Origin of the sequence: Isoptericola sp. NPDC060257 (assembly GCF_042726645.1) — a bacterium.
Taxonomy (GTDB): Bacteria; Actinomycetota; Actinomycetes; order Actinomycetales; family Cellulomonadaceae; genus Isoptericola; species Isoptericola nanjingensis.
This window is the reverse complement of record NZ_JBHXAW010000027.1, coordinates 1-24,188: the sequence shown is the minus strand read 5'-3', so window position 1 is coordinate 24,188 and position 24,188 is coordinate 1. Positions and strand designations below refer to the sequence as shown.

Below are 24,188 nucleotides of genomic sequence, written 5' to 3'. Positions count from 1 at the left end.
CCTCTATCCTGAGGCGCGTGAGCGAGCAGCAGAGCACCCCGGACCCCGCCCTGACGACGCTGGTCGGGCTCGCGGCCTACACGGAGCTGGCCGCGTTCGGGCTGCTCGCGGCCCGGTCGGTGGACGCCCCCGACCTGCCCGCCCGCCAGACGCTGGCGACGGCGGCGGGGGAGGCGCTGGGCCGGCAGGAGCGGCTGCTCGATCTCGTCGACGCCCCGGGGCCCGACGGCTCCGGGGGCGGCGGCGCGGCCGCGGCGATGGCCCCGTTCGACGGTGCGCTGGCCGACTTCGACGCCCGCACGACGCCGTCGGGCTGGGCCGAGGGCCTGCTCAAGAGCATCGTGGGGCTCGGCGTCGCGCAGGACCTGTGCCGGGAGCTCGCCGCGGGCCTGCCCGACGGCGCGGCGGCCTTCGTGGCCGCCGTCGGCGAGCCCCGCCCCGACGACCCCGTGACCGCCGTGCTGGCGGGGGCCGCCACGGCGGACGGTGTGCTCGCCTCGCGCCTGGCGCTGTGGGGGCGCCGCGTCGTCGGCGAGGCGCTGGGCCTCGTCCCGGTGCTGCTCGCGGCGCACCCGCCGCTGGCCGCGCTGGCCTCTCGCGCGTGGGCGGCCGCCGACGACGGCGGCGCGTCCGCGCAGGCGTGGCTCGTCTCGCGGCTCACCGCCGAGCACACGCGCAGGATGGACCGGCTCGGCCTCGCCGCCTGACGCCGACCGGCGCCGCGCCGTCAGAGGGCGCCGAAGCCCACCCGGGCCTGCTCGGTGGCGCCCACCTCGACGTAGCCGATCGTGGCGGTCGGCACGAGGATGGTGCGCCCCCGCGAGTCGGTGAGCTCCAGGAGCCCCCCGTCGGCGATCGCGCTGCGCACCGCGGTGGTCACGTCCTCCGCCGTCTGGTCGGTCTCGACGACCAGCTCGCGGGCCAGGTTCTGCACACCGATCGTGATCTCCACGTTGTCTCCTTCGCGAGCCGCGCCGGTCGTGCCGGCGCGCGTCTGTCGGCCGTCTTCCGGCCGTCCGTCGTTCCCGGTCATCCCGGACGTCTCGTCGATCCTAGCCACGGCCGCGCGCCACGACCGGCCCGGACGGCGTTTGTCAGCGGAGGGTGAAACTGCTCGTCGCGCGGGCGGGGCGGTCGGGTCGGGCGAGCGGTCGGTGGGGCGGTCGGTGGGGCTGTCGGTGGGGCATGGTCGAATCGGTCCCGTGACGTCAGCCCCCTCCACCGCCGTGCGCCTCGTGGCGCCGGAGCCCGCCGCCGTCGCGAGCGCCGGCGGCGCGCTGGACGCCACGCAGGAGGCGGCCGTGGAGACGGCGCTCGCCGGCGACGTCACGCTCGTGGTCGGGGCGCCGGGCACGGGTCGGACGACGGTCGCGACGACGGTGGCGGTGCGGGCCATGACGGGCCGCGACGGAGGGCGCGGCGTCGACCCGTCGCGCGTGCTGGTGCTCGCGGCGTCGCGCCGGTCGGCCGCACGGCTGCGCGACGAGGTGACCGCGCGCGCGGGCCGCACGGTCGGTGCCCCGATGGTGCGCACGCCCGCGTCGGCGGCGTTCGCGGTGCTGCGGTCGCGGGCGGCGGCGCACGGTGACGCCGCGCCGACGCTCGTCTCCGGGCCGGAGCAGGACCTGGTGCTGGCCGAGCTGCTCGAGGGGCACCTGTCCGGGGAGGGGACCGACCTCGCCCTGCCGCCGGGGCTGCCCGAGGAGTCGCTCGGCCTGCGCGGGCTGCGGCAGGAGCTGCGCGACCTGCTCATGCGCGCCGCGGAGCGCGGGCTCGGCCCGGTGGACCTCGACGAGCTGGGCCGCCGGCACGACCGCCCCGAGTGGGTGCTCGCCGCGCAGCTCTACGAGGAGTACCTGGACGTCACGACGCTGCGCCTCGGCACCCCTGACGCGGGCGCCCGGTACGACCCGGCGGGCGTGATCGACGAGGCGGCGCACGCCCTCGCGGGCTGGGACGACGAGCTGCCGGACGTGCTGCGCCCGTCCTGGGACCTCGTCGTCGTGGACGACTACCAGGAGGCGACCGTCGCCACGGCGCGGCTGCTGCACGTGCTGCACGACGCCGGGGCCCGGCTCGTGCTCCTGGCGGACCCGGACTCCGCGGTGCAGGGCTTCCGCGGCGCGTCCCCGGGTCTGGTGGGGCGCGCCGCCGCGCCCGCGCGCGCCGGCGTCGTGGGGGCGTTCGACGCGCGCACCGTGGTGCTGGGCACCGCGTGGCGGCAGCCGGAGGGGCTGCGGGCGGTGACGCGGGCCGTGACGTCGCGCATCGCGACCGTCTCCGGCGCCCTGCACCGCGGCGCCGGCCCGCGGCCCGACGCCGGTCCGGTGGGCGACGACGGCGGCCCGGGCGCGGACGGCGAGGACGGGTCGGGGGCGGACGGCGAGGACGGGTCGGGGGCGGACGGCGAGGACGGGTCGGGGGCTGCGGCGTCGCCCGGCGCGGGGGACGGACCCGCGCCGGAGGGGCCGTCGGGCGTGCAGGTCGCGGTGCTCGCCGGGCCGGCGCAGGAGGCCGCGTTCGTGGCGCGCGAGCTGCGTGCGGAGCACCTGCTGCACGGCACGCCGTGGGAGCGGATGGCGGTCGTGGCGCGCAGCGGCGACCGGCTGGCCTCGCTGCGGCGCGACCTGGTCGCGGCGTCGGTGCCGGTGGCGCTGCTCGGCTCGGACCTGCCCCTGCGCGACGAGCCGGCGGCGTCGCCCCTCCTGGCGGCGCTGCGCGTGTGCGCGGCCGGCGGCGGCGTGGACCGGCTGCTCGCGGAGGAGCTCGGGGAGCCCGGCGTGGGCTCCGCCCTCGACGCCGAGACGGCGGCGCTGCTGCTCACGTCCCCGGTGGGCGGGCTCGACGCGGTGGCGCTGCGCCGCCTGCGGCGCGCGCTGCGGGCGGAGGAGCTGTCGGGCGGCGGCGGACGGTCGTCGGACGTGCTGCTGGTCGAGGTGCTGGACGACCCGGCGCGCGCGGAGACGCTGCCGACGCCGGTGCGGCGCGGCCCCCTCGCCGTCGCGCGGGTGCTGGCCTCGGGCCGGGCGGCGGCGAGCGAGCCGGGCGCCACCGCGCAGACCGTGCTGTGGGCGGTGTGGGCGGCCACCGGGCTCGCGGACCGGTGGCGCGACCAGGCGCTGGCGGGCGGCCCCGCCGGGGCGCGCGCGGACCGCGACCTGGACGCCGTCCTGGCCCTGTTCCGCGCCGCCGAGACGTACGTGGACCGCATGCCCGGCGCCCCCGTCGCCGCGTTCGTCGACTACCTCGCGTCGCAGGACCTGCCCGCCGACTCGCTCGCGGCGTCCGCGGTGGGAGCGCACGCCGTCGAGGCGCTCACCCCCGCGGGCGCGGCGGGGCGCGAGTGGGACGTCGTCGTGGTCGTGGGCGTGCAGGACGGCGTGTGGCCGGACCTGCGGCTGCGCGACTCGCTCCTCGGCTCGCAGGCGCTCGTGGAGCTGCTCGCCGGGCGCTCCGACGACGCGCACGGCATGGGCCCGGAGGCCCGCCGCCAGGTGCTCGCGGACGAGCTGCGGGCGTTCGCGGTCGCGACGTCGCGGGCGCGGCGCCGGCTGGTCGTGACGGCGGTCGAGGACGCCGAGGACGCGCCGTCGGTGTTCCTCGACCTGGTCGAGCCGCCCGACGGCGACCGGGCGGGCGCCGAGGGGCCCGACCCGCGCCGCGTGACCGTGGGCCCGCCGCTCGACCTGCGCGGCGTGGTGGCCGAGGCGCGCGCGACGCTCGTCCGTGCGGGCGGCCGCACCGACGACGACGGACCGGTCGACGTGGCCGCCGCGCTGCTCGCCGACCTGGTGGACGCGGGGATCGCCGAGGCCGACCCGCGCACCTGGTACGGCGTGGCCGCGACCTCCAGCGACGCGCCGCTGTGGGGGCCGGACGACGTCGTGACGGTCTCGCCGTCCAAGGTGGAGACGGTGAGCACGTGCGCGCTGAAGTGGGCGTTCGAGTCGGCGGGGGCCACGGCACCCGACGCCACGCACCAGACGCTCGGCACGCTGGTCCACGCGATCGCGGAGGACCTGCCGAAGGCGTCGCTCAGCGAGCTGCGCGCCGAGCTGGACCGGCGCTGGCCGGAGCTCGCGCTACCCGACGGCTGGCCGTCGCGCCAGCTGCGGAACCGCGCCGAGCAGATGATCGAGCGCCTCGCCGCCTACTACGGCGAGGCGGGCGACCCGCTGCTGGTGGAGCCGGCCTTCGAGCTCACCGTGGGGCGGGCTCGCCTGCGCGGCAAGATCGACCGCGTCGAGGACGCGGGCGACGACGGCGTGACGGTGGCCGACCTCAAGACCGGCCGCAGCGCGCCCGCCCGCGCGAAGGCCACCGAGCACCCGCAGCTCGGGGCGTACCAGCTCGCGGTGTCCGAGGGCGCGCTCGACCTGCCGCCCGGCACGCCCAGCGCGGGGGCGCGGCTCGTGTACGTGGGGACGCCGACCGTGGCGCCGACGCTGCGCGACCAGCCCGCGCTCCAGGTCGGCGAGGACGGGTCGAGCTGGGCGCGGGCCCTCGTGGAGAGTGCCGCCGACACGATGGCGGCGGGCCGCTTCACCGCGCACGAGAACGACCTGTGCCCCATGTGCCCCGTGCGCCGGTCGTGCCCCGTGCAGCCCGAGGGAAGGAACGTGATCGAGTGACCGGCGACGGCACCACCGGCACCGACGGCGCTGCCGCGTCCGACCCGCGGGACGACCGCCCCCGCGACGGCCGCGACGACCTCGCCGGGGCGTTCGCGGACGAGACGTGGGCCGCGCTGGGCGAGCCGGGCCGCGAGGCCGACCTCGGGTTCCCGGAGCTCGCCGGCGTCGGCCCCGCGTCGCCGGACGCGGTGCTGTTCGACGACGCCGCGCTGCTCGGCGGCTCGCTGCTCGCCGGCTCGACGGCCGACGACGGCGCCGGGACGGCCGGGCGCCGCGCTCCCGCAGAGCCGCGGCTGTCCGCCCGCGAGATCGCCGAGCTGCTCGGGCGGCCCTCGCCCACGGACGAGCAGGTCGCCGTCATCGAGGCGCCGCTGGAGCCGGTGCTCGTCGTCGCCGGGGCCGGGTCGGGCAAGACGGAGACGATGGCGGCGCGCGTGGTGTGGCTCATCGCGAACGAGCTCGTGGCGCCCGAGGAGGTGCTCGGGCTGACGTTCACGCGCAAGGCGGCGGCCGAGCTCACCCAGCGGGTGCAGTCCCGTCTCGCGCAGCTCGCCCGCGCGCAGGGCCGAGCGACGTCGGGGCTCGACCTGCTCGCGCGGCCGACCGTCGCGACCTACAACGCGTACGCGGCGTCGCTGGTGTCCGACCACGGGCTGCGGCTCGGCATCGAGCCGGGCTCGCGCCTGCTGGGCGAGGCGAACCAGTGGCAGCTCGCGGCACAGGTCGTGGAGTCGTGGGCCGACGACCTCGGCACCGACAAGGCGGTGAGCACCGTCACCGGCGCCGTCCTGGCGCTGTCGGGCGAGCTCGGCGAGCACCTGCTGCCCGTGGACGAGGCGCGCGACGCGCTGACCGACGTCGTCGCCCGTCTGGACGCGCTGCCGCTCGGCCCACGGCAGAAGAAGCGGACCAAGGAGATCCAGGGGCTGATCGACTCGGTGGCGGAACGCGCCCGCCTGCTCGACCTCGTCGCGGAGTACCGGCGTCGCAAGCGCGTCGCGGACTCGCTGGACTTCGGCGACCAGATCGCGTTCGCGGCCGAGCTGGCGCGGTCGGTGCCGGCGGTCGGGGCCACGGAGCGCTCCCGCTTCCCGGTGGTGCTGCTCGACGAGTACCAGGACACGTCGTACGCCCAGGTCGAGCTGCTCGCCGGGCTGTTCGGCGGCGGGCACGCCGTGACCGCGGTGGGCGACCCGCACCAGTCGATCTACGGCTGGCGGGGCGCCTCGGCGTCAGGGCTGGCCCGGTTCGGCGAGCGGTTCCGCACGCGCGGGGGAGCGCCGGCCGCCGTGCGCTACCTGAGCACGTCGTGGCGCAACGACGCGGCCGTGCTCGCGGCCGCGAACGTCGCCGCGGCGCCGCTGCGCGAGCGCGCGCGGCACACCGGCACGGGCGTCGACGTCCCGCCGCTCGACCTGCGGCCCGGCGCGGGGACGGGCGTCGTGCGCGCGCACGTCGCCGCCACGAGCGAGGAGGAGGCGGAGGCGGCGGCGGAGTTCGTCGCGGCGCGCCGGCGCCGCGCGTGCCGCCGGGACGGCTCCGACCGGGTGACGGCCGCCGTCCTGTGCCGGGCGCGGTCGCAGTTCGCGGCGGTCGAGGTCGCTCTGCGGCGCCGCGGGCTGCCGGTCGAGGTCGTGGGCCTGGGCGGGCTGCTGTCCACGCCGGAGGTGGTGGACGTCGTCGCGCTGCTCGAGGCCGTGCACGACCCGTCGCGGGGCGACTCGCTGCTGCGGCTCCTCACCGGGCCGCGGGTCAACCTCGGCGCCGCGGACCTGCACGCCCTCGGCTCGTGGGCGTCGGACCTGGCCCGCGCCGACGGCGCACGGCCGGACGACCACGCCGCGGCACGGGACGGGGATCCGGAGGGGGAGGACGACGACGCTCCCGTCGTCGTCGAGGGCGACGTCGTGGACCACCGCTCGATCGTCGACGCGCTCGACGACCTGCCGGCGCCGGGCCGCCCCGCCCGCGACGGCCGCGTCCTGTCCGCCGCGGGCCACGGCCGGCTGGCCGCCCTCGCCCGGCTGCTGCGCGAGCTGCGGGGCCTCACCTACCTCTCGCTGCCCGAGCTGGTGGTGGCGGCCGAGCGCGCGCTCGGGCTCGACGTCGAGGTCGCCACGGCGCAGGTGCTCGCGGAGACGCTCACCCCGGTGACCGGCCCCGGGGGCGGAGGGGCCGCCGCGGGCGTGAGCCTGCGCGGGCGCGAGCACCTCGACGCGTTCCGCGACGTCGCCGCGAGCTTCGCGCAGTCGGCCGACGTCGCGACGCTCGGCGCGTTCCTCGCGTGGCTCGGCGTCGCCGGCGACCAGGAGCGCGGGCTCGACATGCCGGTCCGCGAGCCCGACCCCGACGCCGTGCAGGTCATCACCGCGCACGCCGCGAAGGGGCTGGAGTGGGACGTGGTGGCGGTGCCCGGGCTGGTGGACGGCGTGTTCCCGAGCCAGGCGGAGTCGGCGCAGGGTCGCCTGGACAGCGGCTGGCTCACCGACGTCTCCGCACTGCCGTACCACCTGCGCGGCGACGCGCCCGACCTGCCCGAGTTCACCTGGGCGGAGGCGGCCGACACCAAGGACCTCGCCGCCCGGCGCGACCAGTTCCGCGCGGACAGCGGCGCGCACCGGCTCGCCGAGGAGCGGCGGCTCGCCTACGTCGCGTTCACGCGTGCCCGCCGCGAGCTGTTCCTCACCGCGCACTGGTGGGGCACGGGCAGCACGCCGCGGCGCGTCTCGCCGTTCCTCGCGGAGCTCGTCGAGGCCGGGGTGGTCGACGCGGGCGGCTGGGCCGACCAGCCCGACCCGGCGACGGGAAACCCCCGCGACGCCGTGGAGCACGCCGCGCCCTGGCCCGCTCCGGAGCAGGCCGCCGGGGACGGAGCGGCGGACGACGCCGAGCCCGACCCTGCCGGAGCCCCGCCCGGGCCCGGCGACGCCGAAGGCCCGACGCCGCGCGACGTCCTGCGGACGTCGGCGGCCCGGGTCGACGCGGCGCGCGCCGACCTCGCGAGAGCCGAGGGCGAGGGCGCCGCGACCGGCGTGCTGCGCGACGCGGCCGGGCGCGACCTGGTGCTGCTGGCCCGCACGCTGCTCGCGGAGCGCGGGGAGCGGGGGTCGCGGCAGGTCGAGCTGCCGGCGCACGTGTCGGCGTCGGGCCTGGTCCGGCTCGCCGGGGACCGCGACGCCTTCGCGCTCCAGCTGCGGCGGCCGGTGCCGCAGGAGCCGACCGTGCACGCCCGGCGCGGCACGCACTTCCACGAGTGGGTCGAACGGTTCTTCACGTCGTCGTCCCTGGTCGACGTGGACGACCTGCCGGGCGCCGAGGACGGCGAGATCGCGCCGGACGTCGACCTGGAGACGCTGCGGCAGCGCTTCACGGAGTCCGTGTGGGCGTCCCGCACCCCGCTCGCGGTCGAGGTCGACGTCGAGACGCCGGTGGGCGGCGTGATGCTGCGCAGCCGGATCGACGCCGTCTTCCCCGACGACGACGCCCCGCCCCCCGCGGAGGGCGAGCCGCCGGCCGTCGTCGTCGTGGACTGGAAGACCGGGCACGAGCCCCGCGACGCGGGCGCGCGCTCCGCCCGTGAGGTGCAGCTCGCCGTCTACCGGCTCGCCTGGTCCCGCTGCACCGGGCTGCCGCTCGACAGGGTCTCCGCCGCATTCGTCTACGTCGCGAGCGGCACGACCGTCCGCCCCCGGCGCCTGCTCGACGAGGCCGAGCTGGAGGCGCTGGTACGGGGCGAGCCGCACCAGCGGTAGGGCTCACCAGCGGTAGTCGAGGAACTTCCCGTCGAGGGTCACCACCACCCGGTCGCCGTCCGGGTGGGCGCGCCGGGCGATGTCCACCTGGAAGTTGATCGCCGACATGATCCCGTCGCCGAACTCCTCGTGGATGAGCTCCTTGAGCGCCGGCCCGTACACGGCCAGCGCCTCGGTGAAGCGGTAGATCGTCGGGTCGGTGAGCACGGCCTCGTCGCGGACGCGGTAGGGCTGCAGCCGCAGCGCCTCGGCGACGTCCTCGCCCAGCCCGAGCAGCGCGCACGCCGCGGAGGCCTGGTCCGCCGTCATCGGGTGGTTGCCGAGCAGGGCGGCCGTCGTCCAGACGACCGGGGCGCCGACCGTGTCGGCGATCTCCTGCCAGGTGAGGCCGGAGCGGAGGCGGGCGGTGACGACCTGCTCGGCCGCGGCGGCCTTGGTCATGATCGGGTCCACGGGTGTCCTTCGTTCGGGTGCGTGCTGTCTGACGGCGGCGTGGGGCGGCGGCTCAGCCGACCGGCGTGGCCACGCGCTCCTCGGCGACGGTCTCGACGGGCGCGGGACGACGGCGCTCGGGCCGGGTGCGGTAGTGCGTGAGGTACAGGGGCAGGCCGACGAACGTCAGGCCGCCGACGAGGTTGCCGAGCACGGTCGGGATCTCGTTCCAGACCAGGTAGTCCATGACGGTGAAGTCGCCGCCGAGCAGCAGGCCCGAGGGGAACAGGAACATGTTCACCACGGAGTGCTCGAAGCCCATGTAGAAGAACAGGAACACGGGCATCCACATCACGACGGCCTTGCTGATCGTGTCCTTCGACATGAGGAACGCGACGACGCCGGTGGAGACCATCCAGTTGCACAGCACGCCGCGCACGAACAGCGTGAGCATCCCGGCCGCGCCGTGGTCGGCGTACCCGACCGTGCGCCCCTCGCCGATGTGCCCGATGGCCTGCCCGATCTCGTTGGGCGGCGTGGAGAACCCGTACGTGAAGGTGATCGCCATGAGCACGGCCACGGTGAACGCCCCGGCGAAGTTGCCGCAGAACACGAGGCCCCAGTTGCGCCACATGCCGGCCCAGGTGGCGCCCGGGCGGCGGGCGATGACGGCGAACGGCACCAGCGTGAAGACGCCGGTGAGCAGGTCGAAGCCCATCAGGTAGAGCATGATGAAGCCGATCGGGAAGAAGGCCGCCCCGAGCAGCGGGTTCCCGGTGTTCGTCGAGATGGTCACGGCCATCGCGGCGGCCAGGGCGAGGATGGCCCCGCCCATGAACGAGCGGATGAGCGTGTCCCGGGTGGACATGAACAGCTTCTTCTCGCCGGTGGCGATCATCTGCGAGACGAAGTCCTGCGGCATCACGTACGACATGGCGGACCCTTCGGCGGGAGTGGAGGCGCTGGTGTGCCGCCGAGTCTCGTCGCCGCAGGTTGTGGCCACGTCGCCGTGGTGTTGAGGTCGTGTTTCGGCCCGTCCCGAAGTGGTGAGGCCGCGGTTTCCACGACCTCGCACCGGCGCGTGCGGGCCGGTGAGGCCGGTCAGGCGGGGGCGTCCTCGCGGGTGGCCTCGTCGAGGTCGGCCAGCATGGCCTCGGCGTCGGCGACGACGTCGCCCAGACCGCGGCGGACGCCGTGCAGCAGCCAGCGGGCCAGCGCCAGCTCGCCCACGAGGAGCGCACGGTCGACGAGGCGCGCGTCGTGCAGCTCGGTGCGGCGCAGCTGGTAGGCCTCCATGATCGAGTCGACCGCGTCCGGCGGGGCGGCGACGAGCAGCCAGGCGAGGTCGTCGGCCGGGTCGGCCACGCGAGCGTCGGACCAGCCGCTGATGGCGGTGACCCGCCCGCCGGTGACGAGCATCTGGTCGGTGGCGAGGTCCCCGTGCACGACGACGGGCTGGAAGCGCCAGAGGGCCACGTCCTCGAGGGCGGCCTCCCAGCGGCGCAGCAGCGTGGGCGGCACCTTGCCGGTCGCGGCGGCCTCGTCGAGCTCGACCAGGCGGCGCTCGCGGTACTCGGCCGCGGTGTACGACGGCAGCCCGCACGACTCGACGACGGACGCGGGCAGCTCGTGCACCGCGGCGAGGGTGCGGCCGAGGTCGGCGGCGAGGCCGGGTCCGGGCCGCAGGGCCTCGAGGTCGAGCGCGGTGCCCGTCACGTGTCGGTGCACCACGGCGCGCCCGCCCTCGGGCAGCAGCGCGAAGCCGGCGACCTGCGGCACGGTGAAGGGCAGCACGCCCGCGTCCACGTACAGGTGCAGCGCCTCGAGCAGCTCGGTCTCGGCCTCGAGGGCGGCGCCGGCCATGGTGGTGCGGGGCGCGCGCACGAGCCAGTCGACGCCGTCGTCGGCCGTGACGACGGCGACGTCGTAGTCGCCCGGGAGCTCCTCGGGGCGGACCGAGCGGGCGTCCAGGCCCGGGACGGCGGCCGTCGCGAGGGCGGCGAGGGCGAGCGGACTGCGTGGCACCCGCCCACCGTAGACGCTGCCGGGGCCCGGCCGGGAGCACCGCGGCGCGCGTGTCCGCCGTCGTCCCGCCGTCCTCACGCCGTGCGCCCGGGGCGCACCGCCGCAGGTACGGTCGAGGCGTGACGGCCCCCTCCGCGATCCCCGACCTCTCCTACACGCACGCCACCCACGACCGGGCGGCCGAGCGCCGCGCCGAGCCGGGGCTGCTGGCCCGGCTGCTGGACGACCCCGCCACCCGGATCGTCCTGGTGCTGCGCGGCCGCGTGGCCGTCGACGGCGCAGGCGACCTGCTCCTCGTCGACGTGGCGGCGGTCACCGGGCTCCCGGCCGAGCCCGAGCGGGCCGACCGGCCCGACGCGCACGTGCCCGGGCACCGCTGGCTGTTCCTCGGCGAGCAGGACGGCGCGGGGCTGCTGGGCCTCGTGCTGCCCGACGAGGCGGACGCCGACGCCGTGGGGATCGAGGGCGTCTCCCCGGCCGCGCCCGCCTCGCGGCTGGCACGCGAGCACGCGTGGGCCGGGCTGCGCGAGGTGGGCGGGCGGCGCGGCGACGCGCTCGCCGCGGAGGCGGTGGCCCTGGCCGCGTGGCACGCGTCGCACGAGCGCTGCCCGCGGTGCGGCGAGCCGACCGTCGTCGAGCAGGCCGGCTGGGTGCGCCGCTGCGTGGCGCAGGACGTCGAGGTCTACCCCCGCACCGACCCGGCGGTGATCATGGCGGTCGTCGACGACGCCGACCGGCTGCTGCTGGGGCACGCCGCGCACTGGCCGGAGGGTCGCTACTCGACGCTCGCCGGCTACGTGGAGCCGGGGGAGGGTCTGGAGCAGGCGGTGCGCCGGGAGGTCGCCGAGGAGACGTCGGTCGTGATCGGCGACGCGCCCGGCGACGTCGTCTACCGCGGCAGCCAGCCGTGGCCGTTCCCTGCGTCGCTCATGCTCGGGTTCCGGGCGCGGGCCGTCGCGACCGACGTCGAGGTGGACGGCGCGGAGGTGACCGCGGCGCGCTGGTTCACCCGCGAGGAGCTGGTCGCGGGCGTGCGCGCGGGCGAGGTGGGCCTGCCGGGCCGGCCGTCGATCGCCCGCGCCCTCGTGGAGGAGTGGTACGGGGAGGAGCTGCCCGGCTGAGGCGGTCTCCGCCGGCGGGTCAGGCGGTCAGGCGCGCCTTCACGTCGAGCAGCGACGGGTTGGTCGCGGCGGTGCCGTCGGGGAAGACGACGGTCGGGACGGTGCGGTTGCCGTCGTTGACCTGCTCCACGAACTCCGCCGTCCCCGGCTGCTCCTCGATGTCGACCACCGTGTACCCGATGCCCTCGGAGTCGAGCTGGGTACGCAGCCGCCGGCAGTACCCGCACCACGCGGTCGAGTACATGGTGACGGTGCCCGGGGCGGGGAGCTGCGGGGTGACGACGGTCATCGGGATCCTCCTGTGACGGCGGCTGGGGACGACGGGAGCGGGGTGTCGGGGACGGCTGCGAGAATCGCAGACGATGTCGACCACCACCAACTCCCCGAGCGCCCCGCTTCATCCCGACGCGATCCTCGACGCCCTCGACCCCGAGCAGCGCGACGTGGCGCTGGCCCTCACCGGGCCGGTGTGCGTGCTGGCGGGCGCGGGCACGGGCAAGACGCGCGCGATCACGCACCGCATCGCCTACGGCGTGCGGAACGGCACCTACAAGCCGACGTCGGTGCTCGCGGTGACGTTCACCGCCCGGGCGGCGGGGGAGATGCGCACCCGGCTCCGCGACCTGGGCGTCGTGGGCGTGCAGGCGCGCACGTTCCACGCGGCGGCGCTGCGCCAGCTCGGCTACTTCTGGCCGCGCGTCGTGGGCGGCGCGCCGCCGCGGATCCTCGAGCACAAGGCGCCCGCGGTCGCCGAGGCCGCCCGCCGCGTCGGCGTCAGCGTCGACCGGGTCGCCGTGCGCGACCTGTCCTCCGAGGTCGAGTGGGCCAAGGTGTCGCTCGTCACGGCGGAGGACTACGTGAAGGCGGCCCACGTCGACGACCGCCCCGCGCCGTCGGGCTACGACCACCAGACGGTCGCGCGCCTCATCACGGCGTACGAGGACGTCAAGACCGAGCGCGGCGTCATCGACTTCGAGGACGTCCTGCTCATGCTCGCCGACATGCTGAACTCCCACCGGCAGGTGGCCGACGAGGTGCGCTCGCAGTACCGCCACTTCGTCGTCGACGAGTACCAGGACGTCTCGCCCCTGCAGCAGTTCCTGCTCGACCAGTGGCTCGGGGACCGCAAGGAGCTCTGCGTGGTGGGCGACCCCTCGCAGACCATCTACTCCTTCACGGGCGCGACGCCGCACTACCTGCTCGACTTCACGCGGACCTACTCCGAGGCCCAGGTGGTCCGGCTGGTGCGCGACTACCGCTCCACGCCGCAGGTCGTGCACCTCGCGAACCAGGTGCTGCGCCGCGGCCGGGTTCCCGGGGCGCTGGAGCTGGTGGCGCAGCGTCCGGCGGGCCCGCCCGCGAGCTTCACGGCCTACGACGACGACGACGCGGAGGCCACGGGGATCGCGGCCCGCGCGGGCCGGCTCATCGCGTCGGGCGTGCGGCCCAGCGAGATCGCCGTGCTCTACCGCACCAACGCGCAGTCGGCGGCGTTCGAGTCGGCGCTCGCGGACGCCGGGATCAGCTATCTCGTCCGCGGGGGCGAGCGGTTCTTCCAGCGCAAGGAGGTGCGCGACGCGATCGTCCTGCTGCGCGGCGCGGCCCGGTCCGCCGACCCGGACCAGCCGATGCCGGAGCAGGTGCGCGACGTGCTCACCACCGCCGGCTGGACGGAGCAGCCGCCCGCCGCGCGGGGCGCCGCCCGCGAGCGGTGGGAGGCGATGCAGGCGCTCGTGGGGCTGGCCGACGACGTCGCGGCCGCCGCCCCGCAGGACGCGCCGGCCACGATGGCCACCCTCGTCGGCGAGCTGGAGGAGCGGGCCTCGGCGCAGCACGCGCCCACCGTCGAGGGCGTCACGCTGGCGTCGCTGCACGCGGCGAAGGGGCTCGAGTGGGACGCCGTGTTCCTCGCGGGGGTGAGCGAGGGGCTCATGCCGATCTCGCTCGCCGAGACGGACGAGGCGGTCGCCGAGGAGCGCCGCCTCCTGTACGTGGGGATCACCCGCGCCCGCGAGCACCTGGAGCTGTCGTTCGCGCGATCCCGCAACCCGGGCGGCCGGGCCACGCGCAAGCGCACCCGCTTCCTCGACGGGCTGTGGCCGGACGACCCCTCGGACCGGCGCGGCCGCGGGCGGGCGGTGCGCGGCCAGGCGCGCCAGCAGCTCACGGGGGAGCACGACGTCGCCCTGTTCGACGCGCTGCGCGAGTGGCGGCTGTCGGTGGCCCGCGAGACGGACAAGCCGGCGTTCACGGTGCTGGGCGACTCCACGCTGGCCGCCATCGCGGAGCTCAGGCCGACGTCGGTGGCGCAGCTCGCGCGCGTGAACGGCGTGGGCCCGGCGAAGATCGACCGGTACGGGCAGACGATCCTCGCCATCGTGGCGGAGCAGGTCGGCTGAGTACGTACGGCATAACCCGTATTTGTGAGCGGACCTGACGAAAGGTCTTGTGGGCGGGTCGCGGGGCTGCCAGATTGTCGGGGACCGTCCCCGACGAGAGGTGTCCTCCATGGTCCCGGCACCGTTGTTCCCGGCACCGTTCCCGCCCCACCGTTCCCGGCGCGCCCGTGCCGACGGGCGTCGTGCCCGCACGGCGCTGACGGGGGGCGCCGGCGTCGTGCTGGGCGTCCTGCTGGCGGCCTGCTCCGCCGGCGGCAGCGAGCCGGCTGACGGCCACGGCCCGCGGGGCGGCGGCCACGCCGACCACGGATCCCAGGGGACCTCGGAGGGTCATGGCGCGCACGAGATGCCCGAGGGGTTCACCGAGGCGCTCGAACGGGTCACGACCGACCGGGGGACCGAGATCCTCGAGGACGGGCTGATCACCAAGGCCGAGGTGCAGGACCTGCAGCAGGTCCAGGTGGACTGCCTCGTCGACGAGGGCTTCGACGCCAGCCGCGGGGACGGCGGGCTGCAGGTCCGGGCGGTCCCGGACGGGCTGGACGACGCGGGCGTCGCGGCCGCCGTGGAGGGCTGCCTGGGCGACCTGAAGGTCGTCGGCCCGCTGGAGGCGGCGACGTCCTCGGGGGCCTGAACGGGTGCCCGAAAAAACTCGTCGAAGAAAATCTCGAAAAAGATGTGGCGGCCTGGGCGGGGCCGTCTATGCTCGGAGAGTCCCAGACGGAGTGGCGTCTGCCGAGAGGCGGAGGTCCGAGAGCAGTGAGGAGGTGGGTGCACAAGATGGACACGATGACTCAGATCGTGATGGCGACCGCGTCTGCCGGCGCGCCCGGGTACACGTCTGCCCGTGGCGAGCTTGACGCCGTCCGTCCGTTCCGCGCGCGCAAGCACGGAGCAGGCAACGCCGATCTCCACATCGCACCCGACTCCGCCTCCTGGAGACATCCGGTCTAGAACCGGATCCAGGCCGCGGAGTCCCCCCGGGACCCGCGGCCTTCGTCTTTCCGCTCAGGGAAGAAGACCTCACCAGGTCGTTCGAGCCGGACCTCTGACTCCAGAGGTCCACCCGCAGGTCCTGAACACCGACGTTCACATCAACACCCAGGACCTGACGGAGGAACTCGTGCGTCTCGCACAGCTGTTGGACGAGCGGCTGCTCGACACGATCCCCCAGGGCGGAAACGGCCCCTGGACCCCGCATCAACCCCTCACCCAGAGCCCGGCCGAGGTGGCCGAGCTCGACCGCCAGTTCGCGGCGCTGCTGCCGTGCCGTACCAACGACCCGGAGCTCTGGTTCGCCGAGCACACCACCCAGGTCGAGGAGGCCAAGGCGCTGTGCCGTGGCTGCCCGCTGCAGGCAGGCTGCCTCGCCGGTGCCCTCGAGCGGCAGGAGCCCTGGGGCGTCTGGGGTGGTGAGGTCTTCGTCGACGGCAAGGTCGTGGCCCGCAAGCGCGGTCGCGGCCGGCCCCGGAAGTCGGAGACCGTCGCAGCATGACCGCGCAGTGCGCCCGGGACCCCCGGCGCGCTGACCAGGCAGGAACCATCACAGGCCTCCGGCGAGTCCCCGGGGAGCGCGCCCGCACCACGTGCGGCCGGCTCTCCGCGGTCTCGCCGGGGGCCTGTCCTCATTCCGGCAGGCGGGTGCACCCGCAGTCCGGGTGCGGCGCGACGTCCCGTGCCCGCGGTACGGCCTCGGGCAGCGCGACCTCCAGGCTCCGCCCCACGGCGGCGGGCGCCGCCCCGTCGAGCAGCGCGAGCACCTGCCCCGCCGCGAGCGCTGCGGCCGTCGCCGCCAGCATGGTCTCGTGGGCGACGTCGTCGTCCGGGCGGAGCGCGAGGTCCGCGGCGACGAACGGCCAGCGCCGGTCAGCGTCGGCGGCGTGACGGTCGCAGCACCCCACGCACGGCGAGCGTCCCGGCAGCACGAGCGGGCCGACGACGACGTCGGCCTCCCGCACCACCACCGGGAGGTGGGGGACCCCGGCGCCGAGCAGCCGCTCGTAGCGCTCCGGGCGCGCGGCGTGACCCTCCACCACCACGACGGCGTCCGGCAGGCGGGTCTCGCCGGTCGGCGTGACCGGCAGCGCGCTGCCGACGCGCAGCCGCGGGTGCGCGGACGCGAGCCGAGCGGCGGCGGACTGCTCCCGCGGGCGACCGACGTCGCCGGGTGCGTGGCCCCCGAGCCCCAGGTCGCCCACCTGGACGGGGTCGCGGTCGTCGAGCACGAGCGTGCCGACACCGGCGTCCGCGAGGAGGCCGGCCAGCGCGGTGCCGGTCCGGCCGAGGCCGCGCACCCCGACGACGCCGGCGCCGCGGACGGCGAGCGTGGCCGTGCCCGCGCCGTCGGGGCGCAGCGCGCCCAGCACGGTGGCGTCCGGGGTCCAGCCCGGCGCCGCGTCCGCGGCCCCGGACGGCCCGTGCGGGGTGGCGCGGACGAGGAACCCGCCGTCGGCCAGCGCGCGCACGATCTGCTCCTGGCGCTCGGGGCTCACGCCCCAGTGCCGCGCGCCGCGGGCCAGGGAGCGGTGCCGCCGCGCGCCGGCGTCGCGCAGCCACCGCGCCTCGTGGTCGTCCAGCCCGGACAGGACGAGGCTCCAGCGAGGGTCGGTCCCGAGCTGGACCTCGCCGGCGCCGTGGTCGAGGACCGGGGTCGCCGGGCGCAGCGTGAGGAGGGTGCCCGCCGAGGTGGTCGGGCTGTCGGCGTCTGCCATGCGGTCACCCTGGCACGCACGTCGGAGGTCGTCCGGGCGTCGTCCACAGGCCCGTCGTTCGGGCCTCGAGGCCGCCCGGTTCGTGAGGTCTGACACACAGAGTTCACGATTCCCCGGTACCGTCGTGCCGTGGCCCACGACACGATGATGACGTCGGTGGAGGTCCGGCGCAGCCGCCGGCGGACCGCCACGGTCAGCGCGTACCGCGACGGCGAGCGCACCGTCGTCGCCATTCCCGCGCGCTTCTCCCGTGCCCAGGAGCGCGAGTGGGTGGCGAAGATGCTCGCGCGGCTCGAGGACAAGGAGCGTCGTCGGCGCCCGTCCGACGCCGAGCTCGTCGAGCGGGCCAAAGAGCTCTCCGAGCGGTACCTGGACGGTCGCGCCCACCCGACCAGCGTGTCCTGGTCGCCCCACCAGGGCCGGCGCTGGGGGTCGTGCACGCTGGTCGACGGCTCGATCCGGATCTCCACGCGCGTGCAGGGGATGCCCGAGTGGGTGCTCGACTACGTGCTGCTGCACGAGCTGGCGCACCTGCTGCACGCGGGGCACGGCCCCGCCTTCTGGCAGCTGCTCGAGGGCTACCCGCGCACCGACCGCGCCCGCGGGTTCCTCGAGGGCGTCTCCTTCGTCCAGGACGACGGCGGCGCGCAGCCCGGGCCCCCCGGAGGCGACGCCGCCGGCTGAGACTGCCGGACGTCGGGCCTGTCGGAACGAGCGTTCGGAACGAGCCCGGCGCGAGGGCCCCGACAGGCCGACCGGCGACGGGTCAGGAGCTCGGGGAGTCCCCGTCCTCGGCGTCGTCGTCCTTCGCCGACCGGTCCGCGGCGTCCAGGATCTGCGCCAGCGCCGCGTCGACGTCGGACTGCTCCTCTGCCTGCTCCTGACGGCGCGTGAAGTAGCCGGCGGGGTCGTCGAGGTCGGCGGTGCCGGGCAGCAGGTCCGGGTGCTCCCAGACGGCGTCGCGGGCCTGCGGGCCGCCCTCGGCGAGGACGTGCGCGAAGAGCGCGGTGGCGTCGCGGGAGCGCCGCGGGCGCAACTCGAGCCCGACCAGCGTGGCGAAGGTGTGCTCCGCGGGGCCGCCGGCCGCGCGGCGGCGGCGGATCATCTCGCGCAGCGGGTAGGTGTGCGGCAGGTGGGGGAGCGCCGCGGTGGCGGCGACCTCCGTGACCCAGCCCTCGACGAGGGCGAGCGCGGTCTCGAGGCGCAGCAGGGTCGCCTCCTGCTCGGGGGTGTGCTGCAGCCCGAAGACGCCGCCGGTCAGCGCGCCGCGCAGCGCCTCGGGGTCGCTGGGATCGATGTCGCGGACCTGCTGCTCGAGCACGTCCAGGTCGATGGTGATGCCGCGCGCGTACTGCTCGACGAGGCCGTGCAGGTGCGCCGCGAGCCAGGGGACGTGCGTGAACAGCCGGGCGTGCGCGGCCTCGCGCAGCGCGAGGAAGTGGCGCACCTCCTCCAGCGGCGCGTCGAGCCCGTCGGCGAACGCCGTGACGTTGGACGGCAGCAGCACGGTGGCGGGCTCGGACAGGAGCGGGACGCCGACGTCGGTGGCGCCGAACACCTCCCGCGACAGGGTGCCCGCGGCCTGCCCCACCTGCATGCCGAACACGGCCGACCCGAGCCGGCGCATCATCTGGGCGGGGTCGAACGCGCCGCCGCCCAGGGCGCCGGCGGGCAGGCCCGCGAGACCCGGCATGCCCAGCGCGTCGTCGCCGAGCTCCCCGGGGAGCTGGTCGCGCAGCACGGTGGCGAGGGCGTCGGCGACGGACGTCGCGACGGGTGCCACCAGCCGGTTCCAGGCGGGCAGGGTGGCCTCGACCCACTCCGAGCGGCTCCACGCGTGCGCGCGCCCCCCGGCGGGCGGCAGGTCGGTCACGGCGTCGAGCCACAGCTCCGCCACGCCGAGGGCGTCTGTCGCGGCCTTGGCCTGGCCCCCCGTGAGCGACGGGTCGCCCTCGGCGACGGCGACCTGCCGGGCGATGTCGTGCGCGACGTCGGTGTTCACCGGGCCGTCGCCGGACGCGGACAGCAGCCGCTGCACCTGGGCGAGGACGTGCTGCATGGTCGCCGGGTCCGGCGTGCCGGCGCCGGGCATACCCGCGAGCGCGGCCGGGTCGATGCCCTGCGCGCGCATCTGGGCGAGGACCTCGTCGGTGCGGTCGCCGAAGAAGCCCTCCAGCATCGAGCGCAGCATGCGCTCGCGCTCCTCGGCACCCTCGGGGTCGTCGGGAAGGTTGCTCATGCGCGGGGCTCCTCGGCTGTGCGGTGGAGGGACGTCGGGCGACGGCGGCCGTCTTCCGACTGGTTCACCGTAACCACCGACGACGTCCGGCCGGGTCGTGGGGTTCCGGCGGTTCGCTCTGGGCGCAGATCTCCCGGACTCCCCTGACCCACGGGGGCCCGGCCGTGCCTCCGACCGGGCCCCCGACCGTGCCTGTGACCGGGCGCAGCGTCCAGGAACGTCGGCGATGATGTGCCCGTGACCTTCGACCGCGACATCCTCGCGCCCGACGACCCGTCGTCGCCCGACGAGGACACGCTCCCTGGCGCGCGCGCGTCGCGCCGCAGCGTGACGCTCGGCGTCTCCCTGCTGACGACGGCGCTCCTCGCGGCCGTCCTCCTGGTGCTCCCCACGCCCTACGCGATCCGGGCCCCGGGGCCGACGGAGGACACGCTCGGGCTGCAGGGCGCGGACGTGCAGAGCGGTGCGGACGAGACGTCGAGCGGAGGCCGGAGCGCGACGGCGAAGCCGGTCGTCGAGATCGAGGGCGCCGAGACCTACGACGTCACGGGCGAGCTGCGGCTCACCACCGTGTCCGTCTACGGCGGGCCCGGCGGCGACGTCCTGCTCGGCGACGTGCTGTGGGGCTGGGGCTCGCGCGAGCGCTCGGTGCAGCCGGTCGAGTCGATCTTCCCGGAGCAGACCACGCGGGAGCAGCAGCAGGAGGTCGGCCAGGCGCAGATGGCGGGGTCGGAGTCGGCCGCGACCGTGGCCGCGCTGACGGAGCTGGGGTACGAGGTGCCCGCCACCCTCACCGTCGCGGGCACCGTGCCCGACTCCGGCGCCGACGGCGTCGTCGAGGCGGGGGACGTCGTGCGCAGCATCGACGGGCACGAGGTCACGACCCACCAGGACCTGCTCGCTGCCCTCGACGACGTGACGCCGGGCGCCGACGTCACGCTGGGCGTCGAGCGCGACGGCGAGGCGACGGACCTCACGGTGACGACGTCGGAGGGGGACGGGCGGGCCGCGCTCGGCGTGCTCCTCGACCCGGCGTACGACTACCCGGTCGACGTGACCATCCGGCCGGGCGACATCGGCGGGCCGAGCGCCGGCACGATGTTCGCGCTGGCGATCATCACGAAGATGACGCCCGAGGACGAGCTGGACGGCGCGCACGTGGCGGGCACCGGCACGATGAGCGTCGACGGGCTCGTCGGCCCGATCGGCGGCATCCAGCAGAAGCTCTTCGGAGCGGTCGACGCCGGCGCGGACTGGTTCCTCGCCCCGGCGGACAACTGTGACGAGGTCGTCGGGCACGTCCCCGACGGGCTGCGGGTGGTCCGGGTGGCCACCCTCGACGACGCGCGGACCGCGATCGAGGCGATCGGTGCGGGGGAGGGCACGGACCTTCCGACGTGCTCGTGACCGGCGTGTGAAGGGCCGGTCGCCCACCCGCGCGCGAAGCGTGGGAACCTGAGGGATGACAGGGACGTTCCACACCAGAACGTCCGTCCGTCCCGAGCACGAGTGAGGTGCCCGCACCGTGTCCTTCGCTGCCCCACCCCGTCGACGACCAGGCGGCCCGCCCGCCAAGCGCCGCCGCAGCCCCCTGGCGATCACGCTGGTCGTGATCGCCGCGGTCGTCGTCGCGCTGCTCCTGCTCGCGCAGTTCTGGACCGAGATCATGTGGTTCGACGCGCTCGGCTTCGGCAACGTGATCTGGACGGAGTGGATCACCCGCGGCGTCCTGTTCGTCATCGGCTTCCTCGTGATGGCGGCCGCCGTGTTCTCGTCGTTCGCCGTCGCGTACCGGGTGCGTCCCGTCTACGCGCCGTCGACGCCGGAGCAGGCGACCCTGGACCAGTACCGCGAGGCCATCGAGCCGCTGCGGCGCGTCGTGACCATCGCCGGGCCGGTCGTCGTCGGGTTCTTCGCCGGCGTCGCGGCGTCCGCGCAGTGGCGCAGCGTGCTCCTGGCGATCAACCCCTCCTCGTTCGGCGAGAAGGACCCGCAGTTCGGCATCGACCTCGGGTTCTACGTCTTCTCGCTGCCCGCGCTGCGATTCGTCGTGAGCTTCCTCATGGCGGTCGTGATCATCGCCGGCATCGCCGCGCTGGTGACGCACTACCTGTACGGCGGGCTGCGGCTCGGCCCCGTGCCGGCGGGCACCCCGCGCACCACCCGCGCGTCCCGTGTGCACCTCGCGGTGCTGGGTTCCGCGCTCATGCTCGTGATCGGCGCCAACTACTGGCTCGACCGGTACTCGCTGCTGACGGCGACGAACGGCGGCAGCACTGCTGCCACCTACAACGGCGCCTCGTACTCGGACGTGCACGCCGTCATCCCGTCGAAGGAGATCCTCACGGGCGTCGCGGTGCTCGTGGCGCTGCTGTTCGTCGTGGCGGCGGTCCGCGGCACGTGGCGCCTGCCGGCCATCGGCGTCGGCCTCATGGTCGTGTCGGCGATCGCGATCGGCGGCATCTACCCGGCCGTGGTGCAGCGGTTCCAGGTGAACCCCAACGCCCAGGAGCTCGAGGCCGACTACATCCAGCGCAACATCGACGCCACGCACGCGGCGTACGGGCTGGACGACATCGAGACCCAGCCGTACGACGCCACCACGGAGGCGGAGCAGGGCGCGCTGCGCGAGGACGCGGACACCACCGCGTCGGTGCGGCTGCTCGACCCGCAGATCGTCAGCCCGTCGTTCCGCCAGCTGCAGCAGAACAAGCAGTACTACAACTTCGCCGACAACCTGTCGGTGGACCGCTACGACATCGACGGCGAGTCCCGCGACACCGTGATCGCGGTGCGCGAGCTGAACCTCGACGGCCTGGGCGACGGCCAGCGCAACTGGGTGAACGACCACACGGTGTTCACCCACGGCTACGGCGTCGTCGCCGCGTACGGCAACCAGCCCGGACCGGACGGACAGCCCGCCTTCTACGAGGGCGGCATCCCGACGCAGGGTGCGCTCACCGACAAGGGGTACGAGCCCCGCATCTACTTCAGCCCGTCCACGTCGGAGTACTCCATCGTGGGCGCGCCGGAGGACGCGAAGCCGTGGGAGCTCGACTACCAGGCGGACGACGAGCAGGGTGGCCAGCAGGTCAACACGACGTTCCCGACGCAGGACGTGGAGGCGGGTCCGTCGGTCGGGTCGTTCGGCAGCAAGCTGCTGTACGCGCTGAAGTTCGGCTCGCAGGAGATGCTGTTCTCCGACCGCGTGACCGAGGAGTCGCAGATCCTCTACGACCGTGACCCGATGACGCGCGTGCAGAAGGTCGCCCCGTGGCTGACCCTCGACCAGGGCATGTACCCGGCCGTCGTCGACGGCCGCGTCAAGTGGATCATCGACGGGTACACCACGTCGGACGCGTACCCGTACTCGACCAGCCGCCCGATGCAGGAGGCGACGGCGGACTCCCTGACCCTCGCCGCGCAGGGCGTGCCGGTGGAGATGCCGCCGGAGGTCAACTACATCCGCAACTCGGTGAAGGCGACCGTCGACGCCTACGACGGCTCGGTGGACCTGTACGCCTGGGACACGCAGGACCCGGTCCTCAAGGCCTGGTCCGACGTGTTCCCGACGTCGGTCAAGCCGATGTCGGAGATCTCCGGCGACCTCATGAGCCACATCCGCTACCCCGAGGACATGTTCAAGGTCCAGCGCACGCTGCTGACCCAGTACCACGTCGAGGACGCGGGACAGTTCTTCTCCGGCCAGGACTTCTGGGCGAACCCGGCGGACCCGGTGGCCAGCGGCGGGGCGACCGGCTCGAACGCGGCCAAGCAGCCTCCGTACTACATGTCGCTGCAGATGCCGGGTCAGCAGAGCTCGGCGTTCTCGTTGACCAGCACCTTCATCCCGGGTGGTAACACCGACCGCGAGATCCTCACCGGGTACCTGGCCGCCGACGGCGACGCCGGGTCCACCGCGGGAGAGGTGGCGGAGGGCTACGGGAAGCTGCGGATGCTGGAGCTGCCCCGGGACTCGACGGTGCCGGGCCCCGGCCAGGTGCAGAACAACTTCGACTCGAACCCGACGATCTCGGAGCAGCTGAACATCCTCGAGCGCGGCTCGTCGAACGTCGTGCGCGGCAACCAGCTGACCCTGCCCGTGGGCGGTGGCCTGCTCTACGTGCAGCCGGTGTACATCCAGTCCGCCGGTGGCACGGCGTACCCGCTGCTGCGCCGTGTGCTGGTCGCGTTCGGCGACCAGACCGGGTACGCGGAGACGCTCGACGAGGCCCTGGACCAGGTCTTCGGCGGCGACTCGGGCGCGACGGCCGGCGACGCCGACGGCGGGACCGAGACCGAGGTGCCCACCGCGCCGGTCGACGGCGAGGACGGGGCGACCGAGCCGTCCACGGAGCCCAGCACCGAGCCGTCCACGGAGCCCAGCACGGAGCCGTCGACGGAGCCGAGCGGCGGCAGCACGCCGTCGGGCGACGCGCAGTCGCGCCTGAACTCCGCGCTCCAGGAGGCGAACGACGCGATGACCGACAGCGACGAGGCGCTGAAGGCCGGCGACTTCACCGCGTACGGCGAGGCGCAGGACCGTCTCCAGAAGGCGATCGAGGACGCCGTCGCCGCGGAGAAGGAGATCGAGTCCGCCGGCTGACCGGCCGGTGGTGCGAGGCGCGGGGTCGTCGGTCCTTCGGGGCCGGCGGCCCCGTCGTCGTCCGCGGGGTCGTCGGCAGGGCCTTCGTCGCGGCCTTCGTCGCGGCCGTCGGCGCTGGTCGGGGGAGGACGTGGGTGTGACCTCCGTCCCATTCGCCCGATGCGATTTGATTCGTGTCCGGTGACGCCGTAATGTTCAGGGAGTCGACGCGGGGTGGAGCAGCTCGGTAGCTCGCTGGGCTCATAACCCAGAGGTCGCAGGTTCAAATC

The 24,188-nt window shown here is 75.5% G+C and carries 17 protein-coding genes; 10 read left to right on the top strand and 7 right to left on the bottom strand.

Going from position 1 to position 24,188, the window contains the following annotated elements; genetic code table 11:
* Positions 1 to 17 precede the first annotated feature (17 nt).
* Positions 18 to 707 carry a ferritin-like fold-containing protein gene (locus tag ACFWEK_RS04025; protein WP_430553172.1) on the top strand — a complete coding sequence of 230 codons (690 nt, stop codon included), beginning with the start codon at positions 18 to 20 and terminating at the stop codon, positions 705 to 707.
* A gap of 20 nt (positions 708 to 727) precedes the next feature.
* Here ACFWEK_RS04025 and ACFWEK_RS04020 read toward each other — a convergent pair whose 3' ends face one another.
* Complete coding sequence (locus ACFWEK_RS04020) at positions 728 to 952, bottom strand: DUF3107 domain-containing protein (RefSeq protein ID WP_430544975.1); 225 nt, start codon at positions 950 to 952, stop codon at positions 728 to 730.
* Positions 953 to 1,202: 250 nt separating this feature from the next.
* On the opposite strand from ACFWEK_RS04020, the gene ACFWEK_RS04015 reads away from it, so the two are divergent.
* Both ACFWEK_RS04015 and ACFWEK_RS04010 read left to right on the top strand, forming a co-directional pair.
* Positions 1,203 to 4,631, top strand: a complete 3,429-nt coding sequence (locus ACFWEK_RS04015) for a PD-(D/E)XK nuclease family protein (protein WP_430553171.1) — start codon at positions 1,203 to 1,205, stop codon at positions 4,629 to 4,631.
* Positions 4,628 to 8,386 (top strand): UvrD-helicase domain-containing protein, encoded by a 3,759-nt coding sequence (locus tag ACFWEK_RS04010; protein WP_430553170.1) that lies wholly within the window; start codon positions 4,628 to 4,630, stop codon positions 8,384 to 8,386. The genes ACFWEK_RS04015 and ACFWEK_RS04010 overlap by 4 nt, the downstream gene beginning before the upstream one ends.
* Positions 8,387 to 8,389: 3 nt before the next feature.
* Here the strand turns inward: ACFWEK_RS04010 and cynS are convergent, their stop codons facing one another.
* The 3 genes from cynS to ACFWEK_RS03995 all read right to left on the bottom strand — a co-directional run bounded on the left by cynS (position 8,390) and on the right by ACFWEK_RS03995 (position 10,843).
* Positions 8,390 to 8,839: a cyanase gene (gene cynS, locus ACFWEK_RS04005; RefSeq protein WP_430553169.1), complete on the bottom strand. Its 450-nt coding sequence runs from the start codon at positions 8,837 to 8,839 to the stop codon at positions 8,390 to 8,392.
* A gap of 52 nt (positions 8,840 to 8,891) precedes the next feature.
* Positions 8,892 to 9,752: a formate/nitrite transporter family protein gene (locus tag ACFWEK_RS04000; protein ID WP_429762641.1), complete on the bottom strand. Its 861-nt coding sequence runs from the start codon at positions 9,750 to 9,752 to the stop codon at positions 8,892 to 8,894.
* 167 nt (positions 9,753 to 9,919) lie between these two features.
* Positions 9,920 to 10,843: a macrolide 2'-phosphotransferase gene (locus tag ACFWEK_RS03995; RefSeq protein WP_429762640.1), complete on the bottom strand. Its 924-nt coding sequence runs from the start codon at positions 10,841 to 10,843 to the stop codon at positions 9,920 to 9,922.
* 119 nt (positions 10,844 to 10,962) lie between these two features.
* On the opposite strand from ACFWEK_RS03995, the gene nudC reads away from it, so the two are divergent.
* On the top strand, positions 10,963 to 11,964 hold the full coding sequence (gene nudC, locus ACFWEK_RS03990) for an NAD(+) diphosphatase (protein ID WP_430544979.1): 1,002 nt from the start codon (positions 10,963 to 10,965) through the stop codon (positions 11,962 to 11,964).
* Between the two features lie 19 nt (positions 11,965 to 11,983).
* On the opposite strand, the gene ACFWEK_RS03985 is transcribed toward nudC, so the two are convergent.
* Positions 11,984 to 12,253, bottom strand: a complete 270-nt coding sequence (locus tag ACFWEK_RS03985; RefSeq protein ID WP_429762638.1) for a mycoredoxin — start codon at positions 12,251 to 12,253, stop codon at positions 11,984 to 11,986.
* A gap of 73 nt (positions 12,254 to 12,326) precedes the next feature.
* On the opposite strand from ACFWEK_RS03985, the gene ACFWEK_RS03980 reads away from it, so the two are divergent.
* From ACFWEK_RS03980 to ACFWEK_RS03970, 3 genes are all read left to right on the top strand, one after another.
* Positions 12,327 to 14,363 (top strand): ATP-dependent DNA helicase UvrD2, encoded by a 2,037-nt coding sequence (locus tag ACFWEK_RS03980; RefSeq protein WP_430553168.1) that lies wholly within the window; start codon positions 12,327 to 12,329, stop codon positions 14,361 to 14,363.
* A gap of 109 nt (positions 14,364 to 14,472) precedes the next feature.
* A complete protein-coding gene (locus ACFWEK_RS03975; RefSeq protein ID WP_430553167.1) occupies positions 14,473 to 14,997 on the top strand; it encodes a hypothetical protein in 525 nt (174 codons plus the stop codon).
* A gap of 489 nt (positions 14,998 to 15,486) precedes the next feature.
* Positions 15,487 to 15,858 carry a WhiB family transcriptional regulator gene (locus ACFWEK_RS03970; RefSeq protein ID WP_429762635.1) on the top strand — a complete coding sequence of 124 codons (372 nt, stop codon included), beginning with the start codon at positions 15,487 to 15,489 and terminating at the stop codon, positions 15,856 to 15,858.
* Positions 15,859 to 15,988: 130 nt separating this feature from the next.
* Here the strand turns inward: ACFWEK_RS03970 and ACFWEK_RS03965 are convergent, their stop codons facing one another.
* Positions 15,989 to 17,074 (bottom strand): ThiF family adenylyltransferase, encoded by a 1,086-nt coding sequence (locus tag ACFWEK_RS03965; protein WP_430553166.1) that lies wholly within the window; start codon positions 17,072 to 17,074, stop codon positions 15,989 to 15,991.
* Positions 17,075 to 17,218: 144 nt separating this feature from the next.
* Here ACFWEK_RS03965 and ACFWEK_RS03960 point away from each other — a divergent pair, with 144 nt between their 5' ends.
* On the top strand, positions 17,219 to 17,758 hold the full coding sequence (locus ACFWEK_RS03960; RefSeq protein ID WP_430545089.1) for a SprT-like domain-containing protein: 540 nt from the start codon (positions 17,219 to 17,221) through the stop codon (positions 17,756 to 17,758).
* A gap of 82 nt (positions 17,759 to 17,840) precedes the next feature.
* On the opposite strand, the gene ACFWEK_RS03955 is transcribed toward ACFWEK_RS03960, so the two are convergent.
* Entirely contained in the window at positions 17,841 to 19,313 is a 1,473-nt protein-coding gene (locus ACFWEK_RS03955) for a zinc-dependent metalloprotease (RefSeq protein WP_430553165.1), read from the bottom strand.
* A gap of 237 nt (positions 19,314 to 19,550) precedes the next feature.
* On the opposite strand from ACFWEK_RS03955, the gene ACFWEK_RS03950 reads away from it, so the two are divergent.
* Positions 19,551 to 20,720 carry a PDZ domain-containing protein gene (locus ACFWEK_RS03950; protein WP_430544984.1) on the top strand — a complete coding sequence of 390 codons (1,170 nt, stop codon included), beginning with the start codon at positions 19,551 to 19,553 and terminating at the stop codon, positions 20,718 to 20,720.
* Positions 20,721 to 20,838: 118 nt separating this feature from the next.
* A complete protein-coding gene (locus ACFWEK_RS03945; RefSeq protein WP_430544985.1) occupies positions 20,839 to 23,919 on the top strand; it encodes a UPF0182 family protein in 3,081 nt (1,026 codons plus the stop codon).
* The last annotated feature ends 269 nt before the right edge of the window (positions 23,920 to 24,188 follow it).

What these genes read in the sequence shown, in the direction of transcription:
- ACFWEK_RS03960 (WP_430545089.1), top strand. Translation starts at nt 17,219, where the DNA reads ATGATGACGTCGGTGGAGGTCCGGCGCAGCCGCCGGCGGACCGCCACG.
- ACFWEK_RS03980 (WP_430553168.1), top strand. Translation starts at nt 12,327, where the DNA reads ATGTCGACCACCACCAACTCCCCGAGCGCCCCGCTTCATCCCGACGCG.
- ACFWEK_RS03985 (WP_429762638.1), bottom strand. Translation starts at nt 12,253, where the DNA reads ATGACCGTCGTCACCCCGCAGCTCCCCGCCCCGGGCACCGTCACCATG.
- ACFWEK_RS03975 (WP_430553167.1), top strand. Translation starts at nt 14,473, where the DNA reads ATGGTCCCGGCACCGTTGTTCCCGGCACCGTTCCCGCCCCACCGTTCC.
- ACFWEK_RS03965 (WP_430553166.1), bottom strand. Translation starts at nt 17,074, where the DNA reads ATGGCAGACGCCGACAGCCCGACCACCTCGGCGGGCACCCTCCTCACG.
- ACFWEK_RS03955 (WP_430553165.1), bottom strand. Translation starts at nt 19,313, where the DNA reads ATGAGCAACCTTCCCGACGACCCCGAGGGTGCCGAGGAGCGCGAGCGC.
- ACFWEK_RS04000 (WP_429762641.1), bottom strand. Translation starts at nt 9,752, where the DNA reads ATGTCGTACGTGATGCCGCAGGACTTCGTCTCGCAGATGATCGCCACC.